The sequence below is a fragment of the Muricomes intestini genome (assembly GCF_004346165.1).
Taxonomy (GTDB): domain Bacteria; phylum Bacillota; class Clostridia; order Lachnospirales; family Lachnospiraceae; genus Muricomes; species Muricomes intestini.
In genome coordinates this window covers 58,943-81,450 of the sequence record NZ_SLZZ01000015.1, presented here as the reverse complement: position 1 = coordinate 81,450, position 22,508 = coordinate 58,943, and the positions used below count along the sequence as shown (strand labels likewise).

21 protein-coding genes are annotated in these 22,508 nt (G+C 41.7%); 15 read left to right on the top strand and 6 right to left on the bottom strand.

The genetic code is table 11. The features are described from left to right. The coding region (locus EDD59_RS18155) for an IS66 family transposase (protein WP_243117412.1) at window positions 1–1,538 on the bottom strand (1,538 nt) is incomplete at its 3' end. 17 nt (window positions 1,539–1,555) lie between these two features. Continuing rightward, window positions 1,556–1,732, bottom strand: coding sequence for a hypothetical protein (locus tag EDD59_RS17815; RefSeq protein ID WP_165920922.1), 177 nt, complete (start codon window positions 1,730–1,732; stop codon window positions 1,556–1,558). 456 nt (window positions 1,733–2,188) lie between these two features. On the opposite strand from EDD59_RS17815, the gene EDD59_RS11440 reads away from it, so the two are divergent. The 5 genes from EDD59_RS11440 to EDD59_RS11420 all read left to right on the top strand — a co-directional run bounded on the left by EDD59_RS11440 (window position 2,189) and on the right by EDD59_RS11420 (window position 4,559). Continuing rightward, window positions 2,189–2,611: a flavodoxin family protein gene (locus EDD59_RS11440; RefSeq protein ID WP_132381957.1), complete on the top strand. Its 423-nt coding sequence runs from the start codon at window positions 2,189–2,191 to the stop codon at window positions 2,609–2,611. A gap of 51 nt (window positions 2,612–2,662) precedes the next feature. Beyond that, window positions 2,663–3,208 (top strand): glutathione peroxidase, encoded by a 546-nt coding sequence (locus EDD59_RS11435; RefSeq protein ID WP_132381955.1) that lies wholly within the window; start codon window positions 2,663–2,665, stop codon window positions 3,206–3,208. A 50-nt stretch (window positions 3,209–3,258) separates the two neighbouring features. After that, window positions 3,259–3,696, top strand: coding sequence for a MarR family winged helix-turn-helix transcriptional regulator (locus EDD59_RS11430; protein WP_132381953.1), 438 nt, complete (start codon window positions 3,259–3,261; stop codon window positions 3,694–3,696). Window positions 3,697–3,970: 274 nt separating this feature from the next. Then, window positions 3,971–4,162 carry a hypothetical protein gene (locus EDD59_RS11425; protein ID WP_132381951.1) on the top strand — a complete coding sequence of 64 codons (192 nt, stop codon included), beginning with the start codon at window positions 3,971–3,973 and terminating at the stop codon, window positions 4,160–4,162. A 109-nt stretch (window positions 4,163–4,271) separates the two neighbouring features. Further along, window positions 4,272–4,559, top strand: a complete 288-nt coding sequence (locus EDD59_RS11420) for a M14 family metallopeptidase (protein ID WP_165920921.1) — start codon at window positions 4,272–4,274, stop codon at window positions 4,557–4,559. Window positions 4,560–4,930: 371 nt separating this feature from the next. On the opposite strand, the gene EDD59_RS11415 is transcribed toward EDD59_RS11420, so the two are convergent. The 4 genes from EDD59_RS11415 to EDD59_RS11400 are packed head-to-tail and all read right to left on the bottom strand — an operon-like array spanning window position 4,931 to window position 10,114. Continuing rightward, complete coding sequence (locus EDD59_RS11415; protein WP_132381947.1) at window positions 4,931–6,118, bottom strand: thiolase family protein; 1,188 nt, start codon at window positions 6,116–6,118, stop codon at window positions 4,931–4,933. Window positions 6,119–6,147: 29 nt separating this feature from the next. Beyond that, on the bottom strand, window positions 6,148–6,891 hold the full coding sequence (gene fabG, locus EDD59_RS11410; RefSeq protein ID WP_132381945.1) for a 3-oxoacyl-ACP reductase FabG: 744 nt from the start codon (window positions 6,889–6,891) through the stop codon (window positions 6,148–6,150). 22 nt (window positions 6,892–6,913) lie between these two features. Then, on the bottom strand, window positions 6,914–8,497 hold the full coding sequence (locus EDD59_RS11405; protein ID WP_132381943.1) for an acyl CoA:acetate/3-ketoacid CoA transferase: 1,584 nt from the start codon (window positions 8,495–8,497) through the stop codon (window positions 6,914–6,916). Window positions 8,498–8,518: 21 nt separating this feature from the next. Continuing rightward, window positions 8,519–10,114 carry a class I adenylate-forming enzyme family protein gene (locus tag EDD59_RS11400; RefSeq protein WP_132381941.1) on the bottom strand — a complete coding sequence of 532 codons (1,596 nt, stop codon included), beginning with the start codon at window positions 10,112–10,114 and terminating at the stop codon, window positions 8,519–8,521. A gap of 283 nt (window positions 10,115–10,397) precedes the next feature. On the opposite strand from EDD59_RS11400, the gene EDD59_RS11395 reads away from it, so the two are divergent. The 10 genes from EDD59_RS11395 to dnaB all read left to right on the top strand — a co-directional run bounded on the left by EDD59_RS11395 (window position 10,398) and on the right by dnaB (window position 22,484). Continuing rightward, complete coding sequence (locus EDD59_RS11395) at window positions 10,398–11,141, top strand: N-acyl homoserine lactonase family protein (RefSeq protein WP_243117411.1); 744 nt, start codon at window positions 10,398–10,400, stop codon at window positions 11,139–11,141. A 27-nt stretch (window positions 11,142–11,168) separates the two neighbouring features. Further along, a complete protein-coding gene (locus tag EDD59_RS11390) occupies window positions 11,169–12,332 on the top strand; it encodes an ABC transporter substrate-binding protein (protein WP_243117410.1) in 1,164 nt (387 codons plus the stop codon). A gap of 95 nt (window positions 12,333–12,427) precedes the next feature. Beyond that, window positions 12,428–13,948 carry a sugar ABC transporter ATP-binding protein gene (locus tag EDD59_RS11385; RefSeq protein WP_132381939.1) on the top strand — a complete coding sequence of 507 codons (1,521 nt, stop codon included), beginning with the start codon at window positions 12,428–12,430 and terminating at the stop codon, window positions 13,946–13,948. After that, a complete protein-coding gene (locus tag EDD59_RS11380; RefSeq protein WP_132381937.1) occupies window positions 13,945–14,922 on the top strand; it encodes an ABC transporter permease in 978 nt (325 codons plus the stop codon). Before EDD59_RS11385 ends, EDD59_RS11380 begins: the two co-directional genes overlap by 4 nt. Then, window positions 14,922–15,878 carry an ABC transporter permease gene (locus tag EDD59_RS11375; RefSeq protein WP_132381935.1) on the top strand — a complete coding sequence of 319 codons (957 nt, stop codon included), beginning with the start codon at window positions 14,922–14,924 and terminating at the stop codon, window positions 15,876–15,878. Before EDD59_RS11380 ends, EDD59_RS11375 begins: the two co-directional genes overlap by 1 nt. Window positions 15,879–15,980: 102 nt before the next feature. Next, window positions 15,981–16,997: a LacI family DNA-binding transcriptional regulator gene (locus EDD59_RS11370; protein WP_132381933.1), complete on the top strand. Its 1,017-nt coding sequence runs from the start codon at window positions 15,981–15,983 to the stop codon at window positions 16,995–16,997. A gap of 333 nt (window positions 16,998–17,330) precedes the next feature. Further along, window positions 17,331–18,533: an AI-2E family transporter gene (locus EDD59_RS11365; RefSeq protein ID WP_132381931.1), complete on the top strand. Its 1,203-nt coding sequence runs from the start codon at window positions 17,331–17,333 to the stop codon at window positions 18,531–18,533. Window positions 18,534–18,624: 91 nt separating this feature from the next. Beyond that, on the top strand, window positions 18,625–20,670 hold the full coding sequence (locus EDD59_RS11360; RefSeq protein WP_132381929.1) for a DHH family phosphoesterase: 2,046 nt from the start codon (window positions 18,625–18,627) through the stop codon (window positions 20,668–20,670). A gap of 1 nt (window position 20,671) precedes the next feature. Beyond that, on the top strand, window positions 20,672–21,121 hold the full coding sequence (rplI, locus tag EDD59_RS11355) for a 50S ribosomal protein L9 (protein ID WP_132381927.1): 450 nt from the start codon (window positions 20,672–20,674) through the stop codon (window positions 21,119–21,121). Between the two features lie 13 nt (window positions 21,122–21,134). Continuing rightward, window positions 21,135–22,484, top strand: a complete 1,350-nt coding sequence (dnaB, locus tag EDD59_RS11350; RefSeq protein WP_132381925.1) for a replicative DNA helicase — start codon at window positions 21,135–21,137, stop codon at window positions 22,482–22,484. Window positions 22,485–22,508 lie beyond the last annotated feature (24 nt).

The window sequence follows — 22,508 nt, the reverse complement described above, 5'->3', positions numbered from 1 at the left end:
TAATAATAGGCTCCTCTCTGATAAGAATATTCATATTTAATTCTTTCCAGATTGGATCCATTTATTACCAAAGACACAAAATTTATGACACTACCACTCGAAAAGTTGTATCCTTCTTTGTAATAATCATTGCACGGGATTTCTTCGTATTCCTCCTTTGCCTTTTCTAAAATTTTACGGTAACGGGTTTCGTACTCCGCGACCTTTGCTGTATCACAGCCACATCCGGGATCCAGTCCATTTCGATAGTGGATCATTTCCCGTATCAGCGTATGCATCTGCTTGTTCCAGACTCGGTCTGGTTCATTTTCCATGCTCCCTTTCAGGTAACGCAGAACATGAGCCAGACATTCCTGATGGTTGGATCCATAGTTATAAAATGTCAACTCATGGTCGTGAATTAAAATCCCATGGGAAAGCTCTGCCGGGGTTCCCTTTACTCCTTCATGCCCTTTCTTTTCGCTGGCTGTATACAAAGCTTGTCCATCTGGTTTGGCACAGATAAACACATAGGCGTTTTTTCCGTTAACCCGGGCGTTAGTACAATCCGTATGCAGGATCGGTGCAACAAGCAGCTCAGAGAAAGCTTTCTGCTGATCCACTTTACTTTTTTGTGCAAAAGTCCTGCTGAGTTGATTGACCATACCCTTGGAAATCTGGAGTTTTCCTCCGGTTAGATCCGAAAGAAATCTTCGGCTTTTGTCTATGGAAGTACAGCATTCATTATTAAGCAGGAAAAGGAATGCTTTGATACTGCCCCCATAGTTTACGTCATTGACAATACCTGCAGGGAATTCGGCATGATAGGTTTCTCCTGTTTTCGAATTCCGATAGACATCTGCATAATAATCTGTGACTTCCAGTACCATCTTGATGTTTACAAGCTGTTTTGTGATGGTGTGATTTGTCTTTTTAAAGTCAGGATCATTCAGAATCTCTCTGTCTGGTTGTAAAAGTACAGACGGGCAGGTGGGAGTCTGTCTTTTTCTGCGGTGTCCGGTATGTCCCGGCTGTCCGCCCGGATGTTTCCCAGTTACTTTTCGGTTGTTCGGAACCTTCTTTTTCCGGATTTTCTGGCTGGAAGAAGGAAATGAGGAGTTCTCAAAATCCTGAGAAACCTGTGCCATTAATTTCAGGTTCTTCCCTTTTTCTTCTTCTAAAGCAGCTGCTACCTCATAAAAACCATGGCGCAGCTCTTTGATTTTGTCCTGTGCATCCCCATAGTTTTCCTCTGCTTTCAAAGCTCTTTTTTCCATCTGTTTTAACCAGTAACGAAGAGCCTTCTCTTTCCGATCTTGTTCTTTTTGGAGGTCTTCAAAAACCTCAAACCACTGATTCCGAACTTCTTTTGTCTCCTGATGCGCTTTCATGAGTTCTCTTTTCAGGGCACGAAGTTCCCGTTCCAGAACTTCTCTTTCTTTTCTCTGCATCTCCTGGATATCCTGGAACTTTTTTCCAGACCGGAATGCCCGAACTTCCGCCTGGGATGCTTTTAATCGATATTCAAGATGGGTGATGTATTCAAAAGAAGGGTTCATAAAGGTTTTCTCTCCCGTTACTGTGGATGAATGACTTTGTCCAGCATGTCAAGCAGGCGGCGGTTCTGCTCTTCCAGAACACGGATAGTTTCTTCCTGCATATCCATGATTTTGCTCTGCTCTGTAATCTGTGCCTGTAATGTATCAAGCAGTTCGTCAAGAGTGAGCCGTTGTTTATCCGATTTTGAGCTCATAAGACATCCTCTCTTTTTCTTTCTATTTTACCAGAATACAGAGATTTTGGCGAATGTCGGGATTTTATGTCTTCGTCATTTTGACTGTGGATAACTCGGATAAATCAGGGAGGTAAAGAAGCAAAATGTAGATATCTTTTCAAAAGAATAGTACTTTAAGAATGAGTTGGAAGTAAAAGGTAAAAAAATACGCCAGGAGAAAGAGTTATCCACCTCTTCTCCTGAATGTATTTACAGCATCCACATCAGGTGATTTTGAAAAAAATAAATTTCGTCATTTTAACGAAGAGATTTTTTGGGGTTTATGCGGGTGTGAACAGTAACAATACAATTTTTAATGGAGCACCTTATTTGAAAAGGTATTGACAGATCAAAAGACACTGTGTTATATTCTAAGTATAAAGATTGTGGGCAATTTAATCGAATATAATCAAAAGGAGGAACAATAGACACAAAATGAAAATAGCAATTCGTTATTATTCTAAAACTGGCAATACAAAGAAACTGGCAGATGCAATTAGCAAGGTGACAGGCGTTCCGGCAGAGACTGTTGACCAGCCGCTCACAGAGCCTGTGGATATTTTGTTCCTTGGTAGTTCAGTGTACGCGGCAGGTGTTGACGATGCTGTGAAGAGATTTGTTACGGCATTGAACAAAGAGAATGTTAAAAAGGTAGTTAATTTTAGTACTGCCGCGTTGCTTTCATCCACGTACAACCAAATTAAGAAGTTGCTGGAACCAAAACAGATTCTACTGGCTGAGCAGGAATTCCACTGCAGGGGGAGCTTCAAAATAATGCATAAAGGAAGACCTGGTGAGGAAGACTTAAAGGCAGTACAGGAATTTGCCCGCAGTATAACCGGTTCAACAGCGGGGTAAGAACAGTTGCAGATAAAGAGAATTTCAAAGGAAGAACAGGAGGAACATACTATGAGTATTTATGGATTTGAAGCAAAAGACATAAAAGGAAATAATATCAGCCTGAAGGACTATGAAGGAAAAGTCTTATTAATAGTAAATACAGCAACAGAATGTGGATTTACCCCTCAGTATGAAGAACTTGAGAAATTGTATGAAGCATATAAAGATCAGGGCTTTGAGATATTAGACTTCCCCTGCAACCAGTTTGGCGGTCAGGCGCCGGGAACCAACGAGGAAATTGTAAGCTTCTGTTCTCTGAAGTTTGGAGTTACCTTTCCGCAGTTTTCTAAAATTGAGGTAAACGGAGATAATGCACTTCCATTATATAAATATTTAAAGGAACAAAAAGGATTTGCAGGATTTAGCCCGGATCATAAGCTGACACCTGTTCTGGATAAGATGCTGTTGGAAGCTAACCCAAATTACAAGGATGACCCCGATATTAAATGGAACTTTACAAAGTTCTTAATTGATAAGCAGGGCAATGTTGTAGAAAGATTTGAACCTACAACAGACGTTTCTGATGTAGAAAAAGAAGTTGAGAAATTATTATAAAAATGACAGGCATGATGTCCTGTAAATGAAAGGCCAATGGAGAAGGATAAATGTCTGATAAATATGATGCTTTAAAACTAGAGAACCAGTTATGCTTTCCACTGTATGCATGCTCAAAGGAAATTGTAAAGCTGTATAAACCATATCTGGATGAACTGGATTTGACTTATACCCAGTATATTACCATGATGGTTCTGTGGGAGCATAAGCAGGTGAACGTAAAAGAACTGGGGAAATACCTCTATCTGGATTCAGGAACCCTTACACCGGTTTTGAAGAAACTGGAGCAAAAAGGCTGGGTTGAGCGGTCCAGGGCAAAAGAAGACGAAAGAGTGTTGAATGTCACTCTGACAAAGGCTGGCGAGGTACTGCGGGAAAAGGCAGTTGAGGTACCGAAACATATCGGAAGCTGTCTGAAACTGGATTTGGAAGAAATACAAATGTTATATAAAACTTTATACAAAATATTAGGACAATTTGAATCATAGCAGGAAAGCTGGCCATTTATGGCCAGCTTTCCTGCTTGTACTCATAAATTGCAAGATACCTTCTCTTAAATAGTTACAATTCATTTTAATAGGATATTTATAATATTTATAAAAAACCCCCGAAATTATTGACTTTCGCCTCCAACCTTACTAATATATAGAAAACGTTTATTCAAAGAACTTAAGGAAGTTCCTGGCCGGGAAAGGGGACAATTTTTTTTTACTATGTGCATATAAACAGGGATACTCCTGGCTGGAGGAAGAGGTTGTGCCTGTGTTGCTTCAAAATTGCGGTGCGGACAGGCTTGAGATTGGATTTAAGCCATTTTTGCCTCCGGGAGTCACAGACTGGGCAGATGAAGACGGAGCAACTCCTTCCTATAATAATGTTGGGGGAAATCCGGATCAATGGTATGATCGCCTATCCGGTATCTGCAGGAGTTATATCCTGCGGAGGACATGCTGACGGAGGCTTTAGGTATTCAGAGAGCGCATATGGGATATCTCTGCTGTACGGATATTTCTGAACCGTGTCGGATGAAGCATATAAAAGTAATTATCCGGTCAACAAGAAAATGGAGGATGTTATAGCAGACAGCATAGCAGAGGATGCCGAAATCACACGCTGGAATAAGGAGTGGGCAAGACAGTTTGAAAAGTTTGCCCATGGTTGGATGCCGAAGCTTTTCCCTGCAAATTACTACAAAGATATGATTAACTATTGGATTCCATTCGCATTTGACCCTGCCCACAGGTATCCGTCCATTCGTTTTCCGTGGATAACCACAGTGGCATATACAAGTGAGGTCGCCGATGAGACGGCCAGAACTCATATCTGCATCTGTGTGCCAGTGCACATTTGAACAGACAGTTACAGAATGCCGGACGGCACACCGAGCATATCGGCGGAAATAATCGCACAGGCGCTGGAGTATGAGATGGAAGCCGTGCTGGAGAATACAGAAGACATCAGTGCTGTTATGGGAGAAACCCACTAAGGTTAAATGTTTCACGATGTGTTGATGTTTCGCTTCTTTTCGTGATATGCTTGTATGACAATCTCATTACTTTAAAAGATTCTGATAAAGTTATACTCATAAAATATATATAAAGTTGCGGCCCCACAAAAATATATGAAATTGTGGAGCCGTAATTTTAACCCTTTTAATTCTTGGATGGTCAGCCTTATTTATTCAGGCTAAGTTTGAAGATATCAGCTGGGAAAGTTGATTTATCAATATTTAGTAAAATACATTGATATTCCTTGTCCGCCGCCAATGCACATACTAATCATGGCATTCTTTTTATTTGAGCGCATTAATTCATACAAAGCTTTAACTGTTAATATGGCTCCGGTAGCTCCGATTGGATGTCCGATAGAAATTCCGCCGCCATAAATATTTACTTTCTCCATATCCAGGCCCAAGTCCCTGCTGACCGCATACGCCTGACTTGCAAAGGCTTCGTTGATTTCGAACATATCTATGTTCTTTAAGTCAATTCCAAGTTTAGCTGCCAGCTGTTCGCTGGAGAATTTAGGGCTATATCCCATAAGTTCTGCATCAAATCCTGCGACAGTATAACCTTCTATTTTTAATTTTGGAAAAACACCTAATTCTTCAGCTTTTTCTCTGGACATAACCACAACAGCAGCAGCGCCGTCATTTAGACTGGAGGAGTTACCGGCAGTTACAGTGCCTCCTTTTACAAAACATGGGCGAAGTTTTGAGAGCTTTTCGATTGTCTGACCCTCTCTGGGGCCTTCGTCAGTATCAAAAATAGTAATATTTCCCTTTCTATCTTTTAATTCGACGGGAAGAATTTCATCTTTAAATTTTCCCTCCCGGATTGCCTTGCAGGCCTTTTGATGACTCTGGAGTGCAAACTTATCCTGCTCCTCGCGTGTGACATGGTATTTTGATGCTACGTTTTCAGCAGTTACTCCATTGTGGTTTCCATCCAGCGGCCATGTGAGAATATCAATTACACCATCTTCAAAGACTTTATGTCCCATACGTGCTCCCCAGCGGGCATCCTTTATATAATAAGGAAGCTGAGAAATGCTTTCTGTTCCGCCGGCAACAACAACGTCCGCAAATCCGGTCTGTATTTCCATCACGGCATCGGCAATTGACTGAAGGCCGGAACCACATTGTCTGTTGACAGAATAGGCAGTGGTTTCTTTTGGCATTCCGGCTTTTAGGCTGATTGCTCTTGCTACAAAACCATTTTCAGCGACTTCTCCCACCTGTCCGATGATAACTTCATCTACATCGGAGGGCTGGATACCGGCACGGATTACAGCTTCTTTTACTACCATAGCGCCCATATCAATTGCAGAAAAATCTTTCAGGCTGCCTCCAAAGCTTCCCACAGGAAGCCTTACACCACTTACAATTACTACATCTTTTAACTTGTCCATTTAAAAAATCTCCTTTAAATAAGTATTGATTATACAATCATTCCACCACCTACATTGATGATTTCAGATGTGATATAAGCTGCTTCGTCTGATGCAAGAAATGCAACTACGTTTCCAACATCGGAGGGATTTCCTGCATATCCCATTGGAATTTTCTGCATCATATTATTCCATGCAGCACCATCATTTACCTCTTTTAGCTTTAATGTCATATCTGTTTCTATAAACCCGGGGCAGATGACGTTACATGTAATTCCTTTTTTGGCGTTTTCTCTTGCGGCAGTTTTGGTGAGCCCTACAACACCCGCTTTAGCGGCGGCATAGTTTGCCTGTCCGATGTTGCCAAGCCAGCTGCCGGAGGAAATGTTGATAATTCTGCCGGAATTCTTATTACGCATATATTTAATAGCTTCCTGTGTTCCATAAAAAGTTCCTGTCAAATCAATTTCAATGACCAGATTCCAATTTTCCGGGGGCATTTTGTGGAGCATTCCATCTCTGTTAATCCCGGCATTATTTACCATGATATCGAGTGACCCGTAGGTTTTTACGGCAAATTCAACCAGTGCCTGTACTTCTTTTTGCTTTGCGACATTGGCAACAAAGGGGCAGGCAGTACCCCCGGCCTCTCGAATTTCCGTTACAGCCTCATCAGCAGAGGCGATGTCAGCCAGGATAACCTTTGCACCCTCTGCGGCAAGTTTTTGGCTGATACCCTTGCCAAGCCCTCTTCCAGCTCCTGTTACAATAGCCACTTTGTCTTTTAAACGCATAAATTAAACCCTCCTTTTATGTTTATTTGTTATTTATGAAATCCTTCAATCCAAAAGGCCCATTTTCACGGTAGATGGAAGGATTCATTTCTTTAAGCGTGGGACTGATGATAGGTTGGAACTCCATAAGACTGAGAATTTGTGACTGCAAATCAATGCCGGGAGCTATCTCGGTCAGGACAAGCCCCTCGGGACGCAGTTCAAAGACAGCCCTCTCAGTAATATAATGCATTTTCTGATGCTTTTTGCGTGCGATTTCCCCGTTATAAGATATCTGCTGAATTTTATTTACAAACTTGATAAGGGTCCCCTCTTTATTGATATGGAGTCTGCCTCCCTCAAAGGAGCATTCCAATCCTTTCCCGGTGAAGGAAGAGCAGAATACCACATGCTTTGCGTTTGTTGTAATATCAATAAACCCTCCTGCCCCTGTAGGTCTTGAACCAAGCCGGGTCGCATTTACATTGCCGTCGGCATCTACTTCTCCGGCACCCATATATGTAACATCAACACCTGCGCCGTTGTAGTAGTCAAATTGTTCATCGTGTCTGAGCAGAGCAAAATTGTTTTTGGCAATACCAAAGTCAATCCCGCCCATGGGAATGCCACCGTAAATACCGGACTCTACAGTGATTGTTACATCATCATCTACATTTTCCTCAGTAATAATAGGTCCAACGACATCATTGGGGATTCCGGTTCCGACATTGAGGACATCATTGGCAGAAAGCTCCATTAGTGCACGGCGCCCGATTACCTTCCTGATAGTCATGGGCAGTGCATCGGAGGTGTTGACGGGAACTTTAATATCTCCACAGTATGCCGGGTCAAAGGCAAAACTGTGCGTCTGGCGGTGATCTTCTTCAGGATTTGGGCACATGACAACGGCATCAATAAAAATTCCTGGGACAGTAACTCTTTTACAGTGCAAAGTACCAGCGTTTACTTTGTATTTTGCTTGGGCAATGACTTTGCCGCCAAATTTTTTGCACGCCATAACAGCCGGAAGGACTTCCAGCCGCATGGCCTCTTCATCAGTTGTTAAATTTCCCATTTCATCTACATAAGTCCCGCGGATGATACAATAATCAAGAGGAATCGGCTTATAACGCATATATTCTTCTCCGTCAATTGTGACAACATCCATGATATCCGGAGCCGATTTGGTGATATCATTCATTTTTCCTCCTTCAATACGAGGATCAATAAATGTTCCCAATCCAACTTTTGTAATTTTGCCGGGTTCGCCGCCTGCCATACTTCGATACAGTTGGGCAAATTGTCCCTGGGGAATGCAATATGCAAGAATTTTATTATTTGCAATCAAGTCCATCATTCGGGGCTGCAGTCCCCAATGCCCTCCGATGATGCGGTAAAGCATTTTCTCATGTGAGAAATGTTGAATACCTCTATCTCGGTCACTCTGTCCGCAAGAATGAACAAGTGTGAGATGGTTTGGACTTCCTGTGTTCAAAAACCGCGTTTCAATTGCTTTTAAGATCGTTTCAGAAGCGGAAACTAATGTCATACCGATAGTAGCAATAGTACTGTCATCCTGGATCATGTCAGCAGCTTCCTCGCCGGAAATAAATAGGGGTTTCTTCATGCTTATAACCTCCCGTTATGGTTAAAATAGTTTTTTTATAGTTTTTTTGTCAATTTTTCCATTAGGTGTAATTGGTATTTCATCTAAAATAAGAATTCTGGCTGGTATTTTGTATTTGGCGATTTTACTTTTCAATTTCTGCCTGATACTTTCTGCCGTAAGTGCTGTTCCAGGTAGTAGCTTGACAACTGCTGCAGCAACCTCACCATATATATTATCTGGTATACCGATGACAGCAGCCTCTTCTATACCTTGTATTTTATAGAGTTCATTCTCTACATCGAAACTCCAGATTTTTTCTCCGCCACGGTTAATCATATCCTTTCTCCTGTCAACGACAAATAGATACCCTTCTGAATTGAAATACCCTAAATCTCCGGTATCAAGCCAACCATCTTTGAGAAGAGGGGTGTCGATTTTGTAGTAAGAATCAAGTACAACTGTACCGGAAATCCAGATTTCACCGACAATGTTCGGAAAAAGGTCATTTCCATTTTCATCTAGAATCTTGAAGCGGGTGCCTGGAATGGGAAGACCGGATGAACCTATGTATTTACTTGTGGATGCATCTCCCGGGAAAATGGTTGCGGGAGAAGTGGTTTCTGTAAGCCCATAAATAGTGTGAAAAGTGCTGTGTGGAAGCCAACTGTGTATTTGACTTAATTTTTCTTTTGGCATATTACTGCTGCCGCAAGCAAGGTTCTTTAATGAAGGCAGTTCTGGAAACCTTTTGGATTCTGCAAGAAGCATAGAAAACACAGTGGGAGATGCATGTAAAAATGTTACATGGTGTTCTTTTACACATGTAAGTACTCTTTTAGCATCAAAGTATTTGTGCAGATATAAGGTTCCACCGACGTATAAGAAGAGCCCCAGCAATGCGACTAATCCGGTGACGTGATAAATAGGAATCGGGATTAGAGAAATATCCTTTTCAGTGATGTTCAAAATTTTCTGGTATGAAACAATTGCGTGCATGATATTGTAATTTTTGATCACAACACCCTTGCTTTGGGATGTGGTTCCAGATGTAAACATCAGTAGGGCGGTATCTTCTCTGTTTCCTGCTGGTTTTGAATCATCAGTAGAAAACTCATAGTACTTGGAAAATCCATAATGTTCTTCTTGATTACCGGATTTTAGAACAGAGATTCCATTTTTCTCATAATCGTAAAACCATGGATAAAAGTCTTCATCACAAATAATAAGCTGTATGTCTGATTTCTGAATTAATGATGTTATCTCTTGTTTCTTATACTTGGTAGGTAATGGTACTGTAACAGCCCCCAATTTTGTAAGAGAAAGAAATGCCACACAGAATTCAAGACTGTTATATAGCATAAGAGCGACATGACTTCTGCGGCTGATTCCCTTCTTATGCTTTAAATATGATGAGAATGTATCAGTCTTTTCTTTTAGAAGCGCATAGCAGCAAGGACGGTCATAGTTGTCTACAATAGCCGTTTTTTCCGGATATATCTTTGCTATATTTGTCAATGCTTCATATAAGTTTACGGGCATGTCAGGAAAGGCTTCTATCTCTCGGCCTCCAATAAGTTTTTGTTGCGTTAACTGAAAGAAAAGTAAATTTTTCCATAGTTCAGTTCCACAGTACATAATAAATAGACCTCCTTTCAAGAAAACGATTTCTGCATATGACTATATTATTCCAGAATGTGATTAAAGTCAATATGGTAAATATGCACAAAAAAATAAGTTAAAGATGTAAAAAACCAACAAAATTATTATTTAAGAGAGAAAAATTCAAAGAAACATATTGACATTAAACAAAATAACGATATAATAAGGGCATCACAAAAAGAAAACGGTTTCTAAAAGTGAACAATGGTATCGTAAAAGAAAGTGAAAACGATATCTATAAAGAAAAGGAGGAAGTAATATGGAAAAGTGGGTAGTAAAAGCTATCCAAGTGGGAAGTATCCAGCTAGACCGCTCTGCAATGACCCATTACAGAGGGAAAGGGGAACAGCTTGTCGTGCCTATTTGGTGTGCCGGTGCGACGGATGGGAAACATAAGGTTTTGGTAGATACGGGCATTCGGGATTTGAAAGAATACCAAAAGGCAGAACCAGGTGTCCGACAGACGTCTGGTCAGGATACAGTGAGCGCTGTTAAGCGCATTATGGGCTGGAATCCTGAAGATATTGACATTGTAATTAATACACATCTTCATTGTGACCACAGCGGGAGTAACGGAAAATTTAGAAATTCAAAAATATACGTACAAAAGAAAGAGTGGGAGGCAGCATTTGAACCTTTAGTTCCTGAAGCACCCTTTTACGATACCCTATGTTTTGACAAACAAGCAGTAAATTTTTTTCAATGGCAATTTTTGGACGGAGATACAGAAATACTTCCGGGCCTACAAGTCATTACAACTCCCGGGCATACGAGAGGACACCAATCGGTTCTGTTTCATACAGAAGAGGGGGTTGTGTGTGTATCCGGAGACATTTGCAATGTGGCTGAAAATGTGAATGAAAACTTGGAGCCCAATATTGTTGTTTTGGTTCCGGAGGTCTATGAGAGCCTGAAAAGAATCCGACAGGCCGCCCATTATATTTTACCAGGTCACGAACCTGCAATTCAGGATGGGTCGGAAAAGTTTGTTCCAGTATTATAAAGGTTGAAAAGTGAAGGAGATAAATTTATGAAGAAAAAAATATTAGCTATTTTATTAGCTGGCTTGATGGTTTTGGGGCTCGCAGCATGTGGAAGTACAGGAAAATCAGAGGAAAAGACAGAAAAGAGCCAGACCTCGGAAACAGGGGCAAAGTCAGATAAAGACAGTGGTTTTGTTATTGGGTTTTCCAATGGATATTGGGGCAATACATGGCGGGCACAAATGGTTGAAGACTTTGAAAACCGAGCAAAGGAATATAAGAAAGATGGAACGTTATCAGATTATATGGTTTCCAATACAAACAGTGATGCCACTGAGCAGTTAAACCAGATTAATGCAATGATTGATGCAGGTGTAGACGCAATTATGATTGATGCAGTGTCCCCGACTACAATTAAGTCTGCGGTTGAGAAGGCACAGAAAAAGGGCATCCTTGTAGTAATTGCAAATGATCCGGCTGCTTATGATGGAACAATCTGTGTTTGTGGTAATAATTATAGTTGGCAGAAGATTCAGGCGGTCTGGCTGGCAGAGCAGCTAAAGGGAAAAGGTGATATTGTTGAAATTTCAGGCGTTTCCGGTAATGCTGCCGATACGCTTCGGTTAGCAGCAAACAAAGATGTGCTTGCAGGCTATCCGGATATAAATGTGCTTGGTTCCGCCCCTGGAAACTGGTCAGAAACAGATGCTCAGTCAGTTATGACGACTTTTTTGTCCAGCTATGACAAGATTGATGCAGTACTTGCTCAGGATGTCATGGGAGAAGGTATTATCAAGGCATATGAAAATGCCGGGAAGGCTCCAGAAGTTATGACAGGTGACTATACAAAGTCTTTCATCACAAAATGGGCTGATATGCCCGAGCTTACAACAATTGGCGTTTCCTATGCACCGGGAAGTGCAGTGACAGCATTGGATGTAACAGTACGGCTGCTTCAGGGTAAAACAGTAAAAAAAGATTTACTGGTTGCAAATCCTATGGATGAAAGCATGGCGAACACGATTATGCTTGATCCCCCATATGTAGTTACAAAAGATGGTGATCAGGATGCAGCGTGGATGAAAGACTTAAAAGGAACTAAGGCAATTAAACTGGAAGAAGCTACAGAGCTGTTGAAAGATTCCGCAGATACAGCGGCACTGGATGGATGGCTGTCTCAGGAAGAGGTAGACCAGTTCTTTGAAGAATAGGCGGGCACACGTGTGCTTTACCACGGACTGGCGGACAAAGCGTAAAGAGTCCGCCAGTCCATTCTTTTACCAGATAAACGTAAGGAGGATATGCTATGGGACTTGCTTTTCGTGACATTTCAAAACGATATGGAGCAGTTGTGGCAATTAAGCAGGCACAAATGGAGATAGAAGAGGGGGAGGTCAGGGCGATACTGGGAGGAAACGGTTCGGGAAAGTCGACCTTGGCAAAAATAATCGGAGGGCTTATCAGCAGGGACGGCGGAGAAATTTTGTTTCAAGGACAGCGGGTTGACTTTAAATCTCCCAAAGATGCGAAAAGGAACCATGTGATTATGACAAGTCAGGAGTTAAGTTTGTTTGGCAACTTAACGGTGGAGGAGAATATTTGCATTTCTAACATTCCGGTTAAGGGAAAATTCACAGATAGAAAACGGCTAAGGAAAAAGGCACAGGACGTATTGGAAAGAATGCGCCTGGATTCCCTGATGGGAAAGAAAGTTGAAGAATTGGCCGCTAACCAACAGTATATGGTCGAACTGGCAAAAGCATTAGTACAGGAGCCGAAAATTTTGATTATAGATGAGATTACATCGGCTTTATATAGAGAAGATGTCGAAATTGTAGATGATATTATCCGTGGGTTAAAGAAAGAAGGCTGTATTGTACTTTTTATATCCCACCGTATGGTTGAACTATATGCTATGTGTGATAGTGTTACTATTATGAGAAATGGAGAAACACTGGGAACATATCCGATGAAAGAGAAAACAGAGGATGAACTCCTTTCCTTGATGGTAGGGACAAAAATTGAATCCTATCATGGCGAGGGCCGACATCATCAGTGTGCAGAAAGAGATGTATTTATTAGGGCACCCCGTATTCCGATTCCTACATATGGCACATTAGAAAGCTTAGACATAGGAAAAGGAGAAATTATAGGAGTTGCAGGACTACAGGGCCACGGTCAAACTGACTTAATCAGAGCCCTTTACGGTGTTTTAGGTGAAATTGAATTGGAGATAGATGGTAAGGTACGTAAAATACGGAATGCAAAACAAGCAGTTTCTGAGGGGTTTGCTTTTATCTCCGGGGATCGGGAGAAGGATGGAACCTTCCAGGAGCGAAGCCTGTCAGAAAACATAGCTGCTGTACAGGAGCTTGTAAAACGTGGAAAAATTGGAAACCCGAGGGGGATTCTAGACAGTTTTCATGTTCACTATGATAATCCTGGAGAATTAATAACATCACTTTCAGGAGGAAACCAACAGAAAGTAGTGGTGGGCCGCTGGTTGTGTACAAGGCCGCGACTTTTACTGGCGGACGATCCTACAAAGGGAATTGATGTTAAGGCAAGAACAGATCTACATCAGCTATTTGCAGAACTTGCCAGAGAAGGGAATGCAGTAATCATGCTTTCTAGTGATGATGATGAACTGGTGAGCATTACCTCTATGGTAGAAACATCCAGAGTTATTGTTATGTATGAAGGAAGAGTTTCTGCCATTCTGGAAGGGGATGCCATTAACAGGCAAAACATATCTGCAGCCTCTATGCCAGTAAATTCTATACATGATGCAGAGGTGAAAAACCGAAAGGAAGGTGTAACAGTATGAGCAAAGTAAAGAAAGTTATGACATGGAGTGCCTTTCCGTCCCTTCTGCTATTCCTCATATTTCTTGGGGTTAATGGAGCTGTTACCGGTGGATTAAGTCTGTCTTTCTTTGAATCCTTTATTGCAACAAACGCAGCAGCAATTTGCGTCGCAATAGGTGTTACTGCAACAATATTAGTGGCGGGGACAGATATTTCACTGGGTTCGATTGTGTCTCTTGTAAACGTTGTGATTGTAACATTGTGTGAAAAGGGGTATTCGGTTCCAGCTGCTGTGATGATAGCTTTGGGTTGTGCCATACTCTGTGGCATGATTAATGGTTTTATTATTGGTGTTATGCGGGTAAATCCATTGCTGACCACATTTGCTACTTCAACAGTATTTGCGGGAATTGCTTTGTGGATACTGCCATACCCGGGTGGGGCGATAGACTTCAGCTTTGCAGATTGGTATGGCAGCCACCTGTTTGGGATACTTCCTATGCCCATTGTTATGATATTAATTCTGGTAATTGTATGGATTATTGTAATGAAGTTACCAGCTGGACTCCATTTGTATGCTCTGGGGAAGGATGTAAAGAAGTCATATGCATCTGGCATTAATGTAACTGCACTGCGATTTTTTGTACATACTTTTGCGGGATTGGCGGCAGGTATTGCCGGGATCTGCATCAGTGCAAATACTTGTGCAGGTAGTCCATCAATCGGCGCAAGCATGAGTATGAATTCTATTGCGGCAGCAGTGATTGGCGGTGTATCTTTGAATGGCGGAATCGGAAATATCTGGGGTGGCATTTTTGGTGCTGCATTCTTAAGCATCTTGATTTCTATTGTGGTTTCAGCAAATTTCAGCTCATTTGTCCAGAGTTTCATTCAAGGGCTAATTCTTTTGGCTGGTGTTGTCATCTCTATTATTGCTTCAGATAAGACGCTAAAGGCTAAAATAAAGCGAGTATTTAAGGGAGGTGTAAAGTAATGGAAAAGGTAAAAAAGTTAAATAACCCATACCTGCCTGCAATCATTGGAAGTATTATACTTATGATACTGGGACAGATTTTAAGTACCGGTTTTTTATCTATGAATAACATATCCAGTATTCTCATGACAACATCTATTTTAACTTTAGCCTCTGTGGGACAGGCGGCTGTTATCATATCGGGTGACAGTGGGCTGGATATGTCAATTGGTGCAATTATGTCTATGACAGCATTGTTTGGACCGATGATTGCGGTAGGATCCGGTGCAGCTTCCTTTGCACTGATGATTCCGGCGACAATCCTTATGGGAGCCATCGTAGGATTGTTAAACGGAATTGGAGTCCAGGTGCTAAAAGTAGTGCCTCTTGTCATGACATTAATTATGTCCAATGTGGTGAACGGATTTTCTATTTTGGTTACAAAAGGTCAGCCGTCGGTCACTGTCAGTCCACAGCTTAAAAGTATTTCTAAGACGCTGATTGGCCCTTTGAGAATTCTACCGGCAGTCATTATTATCCTGCTGGTTTTGCTGGAAGTTTTTTTCTTGAGAAAAAGCAGATATGGCAGAAGACTTTTTCTTGCCGGGAACAATAGGAATGCAGCAAACTTATGTGGGATCAACAGCCGGCTTGTCATTATATTGGCATATATTTTTGGCGGCGCCGTTGCGGGGCTTGCCGGATTAATGCTGGTGGGTTATGCAGGTACTGCTCAGATGAACATGGCAAACAGCTATACAATGCTGTCTATTGCAGCAGTTGTTATTGGGGGTACAAAACTGACTGGCGGTAAAGGCACATTTGTAGGCGGTGCGTTAGGTTCTCTTGTACTTATTCTGATTACAAATATTCTTCAGGCGTTGAATATGGCGGCCGGTTTACGCTCTTTGATTCAAGGTGTAATATTATTAGCTATTTTGATGGTAAATAGCCGTGCGCCAAGAATGAGACAGTAAAAGAGATATGCGATAACTTTCGTTAGAAAAGAAAACGGTTGATTTTGCGGAGATATTAGCATAAAATCTGTATTATAGAAGAAATGTAAGGGAACGAATTTTATGAAGAATGGAAAGTATAGCATTTCAGATGTAGCAGAAATGCTGGGTGTGTCGAAATCAACTGTTTCACGTGCCATTAATGGCAATAGCGGTGTGGGAGAAGAACTTAGAAAAAAAGTATTGGATTTGGTGGAAGAGATTGGGTACAAGCCAAATACAATAGCCCAAAGTCTTAGCAGAGGCCACATGAACATTGTAGCTCTGATATTGGGCGATATAAGAAATCCTTTCTATGCAGACCTGACATTTAATATCCAGAGAATACTGAACAAGCATGGATATATGGTAATGGTTTTTAACAGTGAATATGATGTCAGGCGTGAAATTGAATTTTTGAAATTGACATTACAATTCAATTTTGCGGGACTAATATTAATTACTGCACAGGCGGAGAGCGTGGAGGGAATGCTTCACTCCATGAACATTCCTATAGTATTGGTTAATCGTATCCTGCCATCATATGAAGGCGATTCTGTGCTGACTGATAATTTTCGGGCAGGGTATATGGCGGTGATGCATTTACTGGAGTTGAAGCATAAACACATTGGATTTATTAAAGGACCCGGGATTTCTTCCGCGTCTACCCAACGATTTGATGGATACCGTCAGGCATTACAGAATTTTGGCCTCCCGTTCAATGAGGAATATGTATTTGCCAGTGATTTGAAACTGGAAACGGGGATTTCTCTTGCACAGAAGTTTGTAAAAGAACTTAAAGAACGTCCCAGTGCGATGGTAATTGTCAACGACATGACAGCTGTTGGGTTTATGGATGGATGCAAGGAGAATGGGCTTCGTATTCCAGAAGACCTCTCAATTGTCAGCTTTGATAATGTTGATATTTCAGCGATAAAAGGGATTGAGTTGACGACCATCAGTCAACATGTGGACGAAATGAGTGAACATACGGCAAGGCTAATGCTGAAACAACTAAAAAATAAAGAGTGTAAGCCGGAGCGTGTCATACTTGAGCCAACTTTAGTCGTAAGAAATACAACCAGTTTGTATGAAGAATGAATATGATTAGTCATGTCAACAAGTTTATTCATCACGGGTGTAAATATTAGTAAGAGTAAATACTGCCGCAGCGTTTTCGCTGCGGCTTTTGAAATTACATTTGTGAGAGGGGGGATAATCCCATACAGCCGGCATCATTAGTAAGTCCGTTCATTTCCTGATAGGCTATTTTATCCTTGCTCTTTCATCTTTTTGCTGTTCTTTATATGGAACTATTTTCTTTTGTATGTTAAAATGAAAACTACTGGTTATAATTTGAATGATACCAGAGTCAAAAGGTCATAGTAATCCGTGGGTATCAGGGTGCAATAGGTGTCAGAAAGCAGGTATAATATGAATCTGAACAGAGAAAATTTGCGAAAAATCAGGAGTCTGATTTTATTTACTATTGTTGTCCTAGTTGCTTTGTGGAAATACAGCCTGGTGCTGAGTGCACTGGGATTTATGATTGGAATTATATTTCCATTTCTTTTAGGCGGCGCGATAGCCTTTATTTTAAATGTACCTATGCATTTTCTGGAACATAAGTTGTTCCCGCACCAGAAACTGAAAGGAAAAAGATGGGTAAAAAAAATGGCCAGACCCTTAAGCCTTACACTTACGATACTGATCGTAATAGGAGTCATCGCCGTTGTCTCTCTTGTTGTTGTCCCAAAACTGGGCAGCACTATTATACTTTTGGGCAGCAACATCCAGGATTTTATACTAAAAGTACAGAGCTGGGGGGATGAACTGTTTAATAATAATAAAGAAATTGCAGCATGGATAAGTGACATAGAAATAGATTGGAAGAAAATACTGGACAGTATTATGGCGTTTTTTAAAAATGGTGCAGGCAGTGTCCTTGACTCAACCTTTACCGTGGCAAAGAGTATTGTAAGCGGGATGACGACATTTATTATTGCTTTTGTGTTTGCATGCTATATTCTCCTGCAAAAGGAAAAACTAAATATTCAGATACACAAGGTTATGTATGCATATCTGAAAAAAGAGTACGTGGAAAAGATACTGGATATATGCTCACTTACCTACAAGACATTTTCAAACTTTTTGGCAGGCCAGTGTCTGGAGGCGGCAATCCTCGGAACAATGTTTGTCATCATGATGACAGTTTTCCGGCTGCCCTATGCACTGCTTGTGGGGGTGCTGATAGCATTTACTGCATTAATTCCAATTTTCGGTGCCTTTATAGGATGCTTTATAGGTGCGTTTTTAATTTTGATGGATACACCGATGAAGGCTCTCGTGTTTGTCATTCTGTTCCTTGTACTACAGCAGATTGAAGGGAATCTTATCTATCCCAGAGTGGTGGGCAATTCGGTGGGACTTCCCTCCATCTGGGTGCTGGCAGCGGTCAGCATTGGGGGCAGCCTTATGGGAATTGTAGGAATGTTGGTCTTTATCCCGGCTGTCTCTGTGATTTATACATTGTTCCGCAATAATGTATATGGACAGTTGGAGAAGAAGGAAATCCGGGTGGATAATGTTTCGGGAGAATTATTATATAAGCATAAGAACACCGGGGACGAAAACTAGACGTGGAATAATCACGGAAAAGGTGATATACTAGGTACATTGACGGGGAGTATCGGCACAGTCGAAGGAAAGATGTATGAGGAAGGTAATCATGAATAAGAATAACATGCGATTCAAAGGGCAGCTCAGAACATATATGCAGTGGCCTGTAATCATGACAGCATTGCTTTTGGCTATGAATATTTGGATGTATAAGATTGACAGAAAGGCAGGAGCCGTGATGTCTGTCTTTATTGTAATTTATGCTGTGATTGTGGGACTCTTGTATTTTTATAACCGTTCTTTGATTCTGGCAGATTTGATTCAGTTTGCCACCCAGTATAAGGGAATACAGAATACCTTGCTAAAGGAGCTAACAGTTCCCTATGCAATCACTCTGGAGGATGGCCGCCTGTTGTGGGAAAACGACAGCTTTTTGGACATAATAAACGAAGAGAAGCGGAAAAAATATCTGAACAAATTAATTCCAGAGCTGAATACCGGGGTATTTCCGAAGACCGAGAATGATTATGTGGAAATGGAAGTTACCTATCGAGATAGAAATTATCAGGTTGAGCTCCGAAAATTTTCCATGGAGGGGTTCAGCGAGGCTGAGAAGCTACTGCAGATCCCTAAGGAAAATGAATATTTTATAGCACTTTGCATGAAAGATATAACAGAACTGAATGCCTATATTAAGGAGAACGAAGATCAGAGGTTTATTGCCGGCCTGATTTACATTGATAATTTTGACGAAATCATGGAGAGTGTCGAAGAAGTCCGCCAGTCTCTTTTGATTGCGCTGATAGACAGAAAGGTTAACAAATATTTTGGCGATGTGAGCGGTATTGTTAAGAAGCTGGAAAAGGACAAGTATTTTATCGGCATTAAAAAGGAAGGCTACTATAAAATAGCGGCGGATAAGTTTTCTCTTTTAGAAGAGGTAAAGCAGGTAAGCATAGGAAATACACGTTCTGCCACACTAAGCATTGGGCTTGGACTCAATACTGCAACTTATACACAAAGCTACGACTATGCCCGTATAGCTATAGACCTGGCTCTTTCCAGAGGTGGTGACCAGGCGGTTGTTAAAGACTGCAGAGAAATTACATACTTTGGAGGCAAGAAGGAACAGGCTGCTAAGAACACCCGTGTAAAGGCCCGTGTTAAGGCAGAGGCCCTGCGGGAGTTTATCGATGGCAAGGATCAGGTAATTGTCATGGGCCATAAGATTGCAGATGCGGATTCCCTTGGAGCTTGTATAGGAATCTACCGTGCGGCTGCAGAGCTGGAAAAGAAAGCCTACATTGTCATCAATGAGGTGACAACTTCAGTGCGCCCTCTGTATGATGAGATTGCAAAAAGTCCGGACTATCCGAAGGATATTTTTGTGAATTCCGAACAGGCCTTAAGCCATGTATCAGATAATGCTATGGTAATTGTGGTGGACACAAATAAGCCCCAGCTGACCGAGTGTCCTGAGCTTTTGCAGCGTTCCAGGACTATTGCGGTACTGGATCATCACCGGCAGGGCACCAATATTATTGAAAATGCTGTATTATCTTATATTGAACCTTATTCTTCTTCTACCAGTGAAATGGTGGCGGAGGTATTGCAGTATATTGTGGACAATATCAAGCTTCCGGCGGTGGAAGCAAGCTGTTTGTATGCCGGCATTATGATTGATACACGTAATTTCATGAACCGTACAGGAGTACGTACTTTTGAAGCAGCTGCATTTTTGAGAAGGTGTGGTGCGGATATTACCCGTGTGCGGAAAATGTTCCGTGATGATATGGAATCTTATCAGGCCAAGGCGGAAGCAGTGCGCATGGCGGAGGTGTACAGAAAAGAGTATGCAATTGCACAGTTTCCGAGTGACATTGACAGTCCCACAGTTCTGGCGGCTCAGGCGGCCAATGAGCTTTTGGATATCAGGGGCATTAAGGCTTCTTTCGTACTGACAGTATACGAGGGAAGGATATACTTGAGCGCCCGTTCTATCGATGAGGTGAATGTACAGATTATTGCAGAAAGGCTGGGCGGCGGGGGACATATCAATTCTGCAGGAGCTCAGTTCGATCATACAAATATGTATGAGGCAATTCAGACTTTGAAACAAACAATTGATCAGATGATAAAGGAAGGAGATATTTAAGATGAAAGTTATTTTATTGCAGGATGTGAAAGCTCTTGGGAAAAAAGGAGAGATTGTCAATATAAGCGATGGTTATGCAAGAAATTTTATTTTGCCGAAGAAGCTTGGGCTTGAAGCCAATAATAAGAACATGAATGATCTGCGTCTGCAGAACAAAAAGGAAGAGAAAATTGCTCAGGACAATCTGGATGCAGCGAAGAAGCTTGCCGGGGAGCTGGAAGGCGGAAAAGTAGAGCTTTCTATCAAGATGGGAGAAGGTGGAAAAGCATTTGGCTCCGTGTCAAGTAAGGAAATTGCCGCTGCAGTGAAAGAACAGATGGGCCTGGATGTGGATAAGAAGAAGATTCAGCTGAAGGATACTATTAAAATGCTGGGAGTTCATCAAGTACCAGTCAGGCTCCATCCGGAAGTAACGGCTGAACTGAAAGTTGTTGTGACAGAAGAGGCATAAGGGGAAATACTTTATGGAAATGGAAGCAGCGATTAAGAGAATCCTTCCGCACAGTGAAGAGGCCGAGCGGGCAGTGGTAGGAGCCATGTTGATGAACAAAGATGCAATTGCAGCCGCATCTGAAATTATTACAGGAGCAGATTTTTACCAGACTGCTTATGGAATTTTATTTGATTCCATGGTAGAACTTTTTCAAGCAGCGAAGCCGGTGGACCTTATTACTTTAAAGGAATATTTAAAGGCTAAAAATGTGCCGCCGGAAGTCAGCAGCATGGAATTTGTAAAAGACTTGCTCACGGGTATCCAGACTTCTGCCAATGTAAAATACTATGCGGGAATTGTGCAGGAAAAAGCCACTCTGCGCAAGATGATTAAAATTAATGAGGAAATAGCCAACACCTGTTATCTGGAAAATGAGCCGGTGGAGGATATATTAGATAAGGCTGAAAAAGGAGTATTTGAACTGGCAGCCAGAGGAAAAGTACAGGAGTACATTCCCATTAAGGATGTTGTCCTCAATGCTCTGGATGTCATTGAAAGGGCATCCAGAACGTCAGGCAGCGTAACCGGCATCCCAACAGGATTTATTGATTTGGACTATAAACTGTCGGGGCTTCAGCGCTCCGATCTGATTCTAATCGCGGCCAGACCTTCTATGGGTAAGACCGCTTTTGTATTGAATATCGCCCAGCATGTGGCTTTCAGACAGAATCTGTCTGTTGCAATTTTCAGCCTGGAAATGTCAAAAGAGCAGCTTGTAAATCGTCTCTTTTCCCTGGAATCCCATGTCGATGCCCAGCTTTTGCGCACCGGTAATCTTAAGGATACGGATTGGGAAAAACTAATAGAAGGGGCAGGTAGAATCGGGAAGTCCAAGCTGGTCATCGATGACACCTCCGGTATTTCCATTGCGGAGATGCGCTCCAAATGTAGAAAATATAAGATTGAACATGGGCTGGATCTGATTATTATTGACTATCTGCAATTGATGAGCGGCAGCAGCAAAAGAAGTAATGAAAGCCGCCAGCAGGAGATCTCGGAGATTTCCCGTTCACTGAAAGGGCTGGCCAGGGAATTGAATGTGCCGGTTATTGCACTTTCACAGCTCAGCCGTGCCGTGGAACAAAGAACTGACAAAAGGCCTATGCTTTCTGACCTCCGTGAGTCAGGAGCCATTGAGCAGGATGCCGATGTCTGCATGTTTATATACCGTGAAGATTACTACATACCTGATACCGAGGATAAGGGTATTGCGGAGATTATTATAGCAAAGCAGAGAAACGGCCCTGTGGGTACAGTCCGGCTTGCATGGATGCCGCAGTATACACGGTTTGGGAATGAACTGCGTCAGGAAGAACATTAAATATTAAAAAAGCAAATACACTAG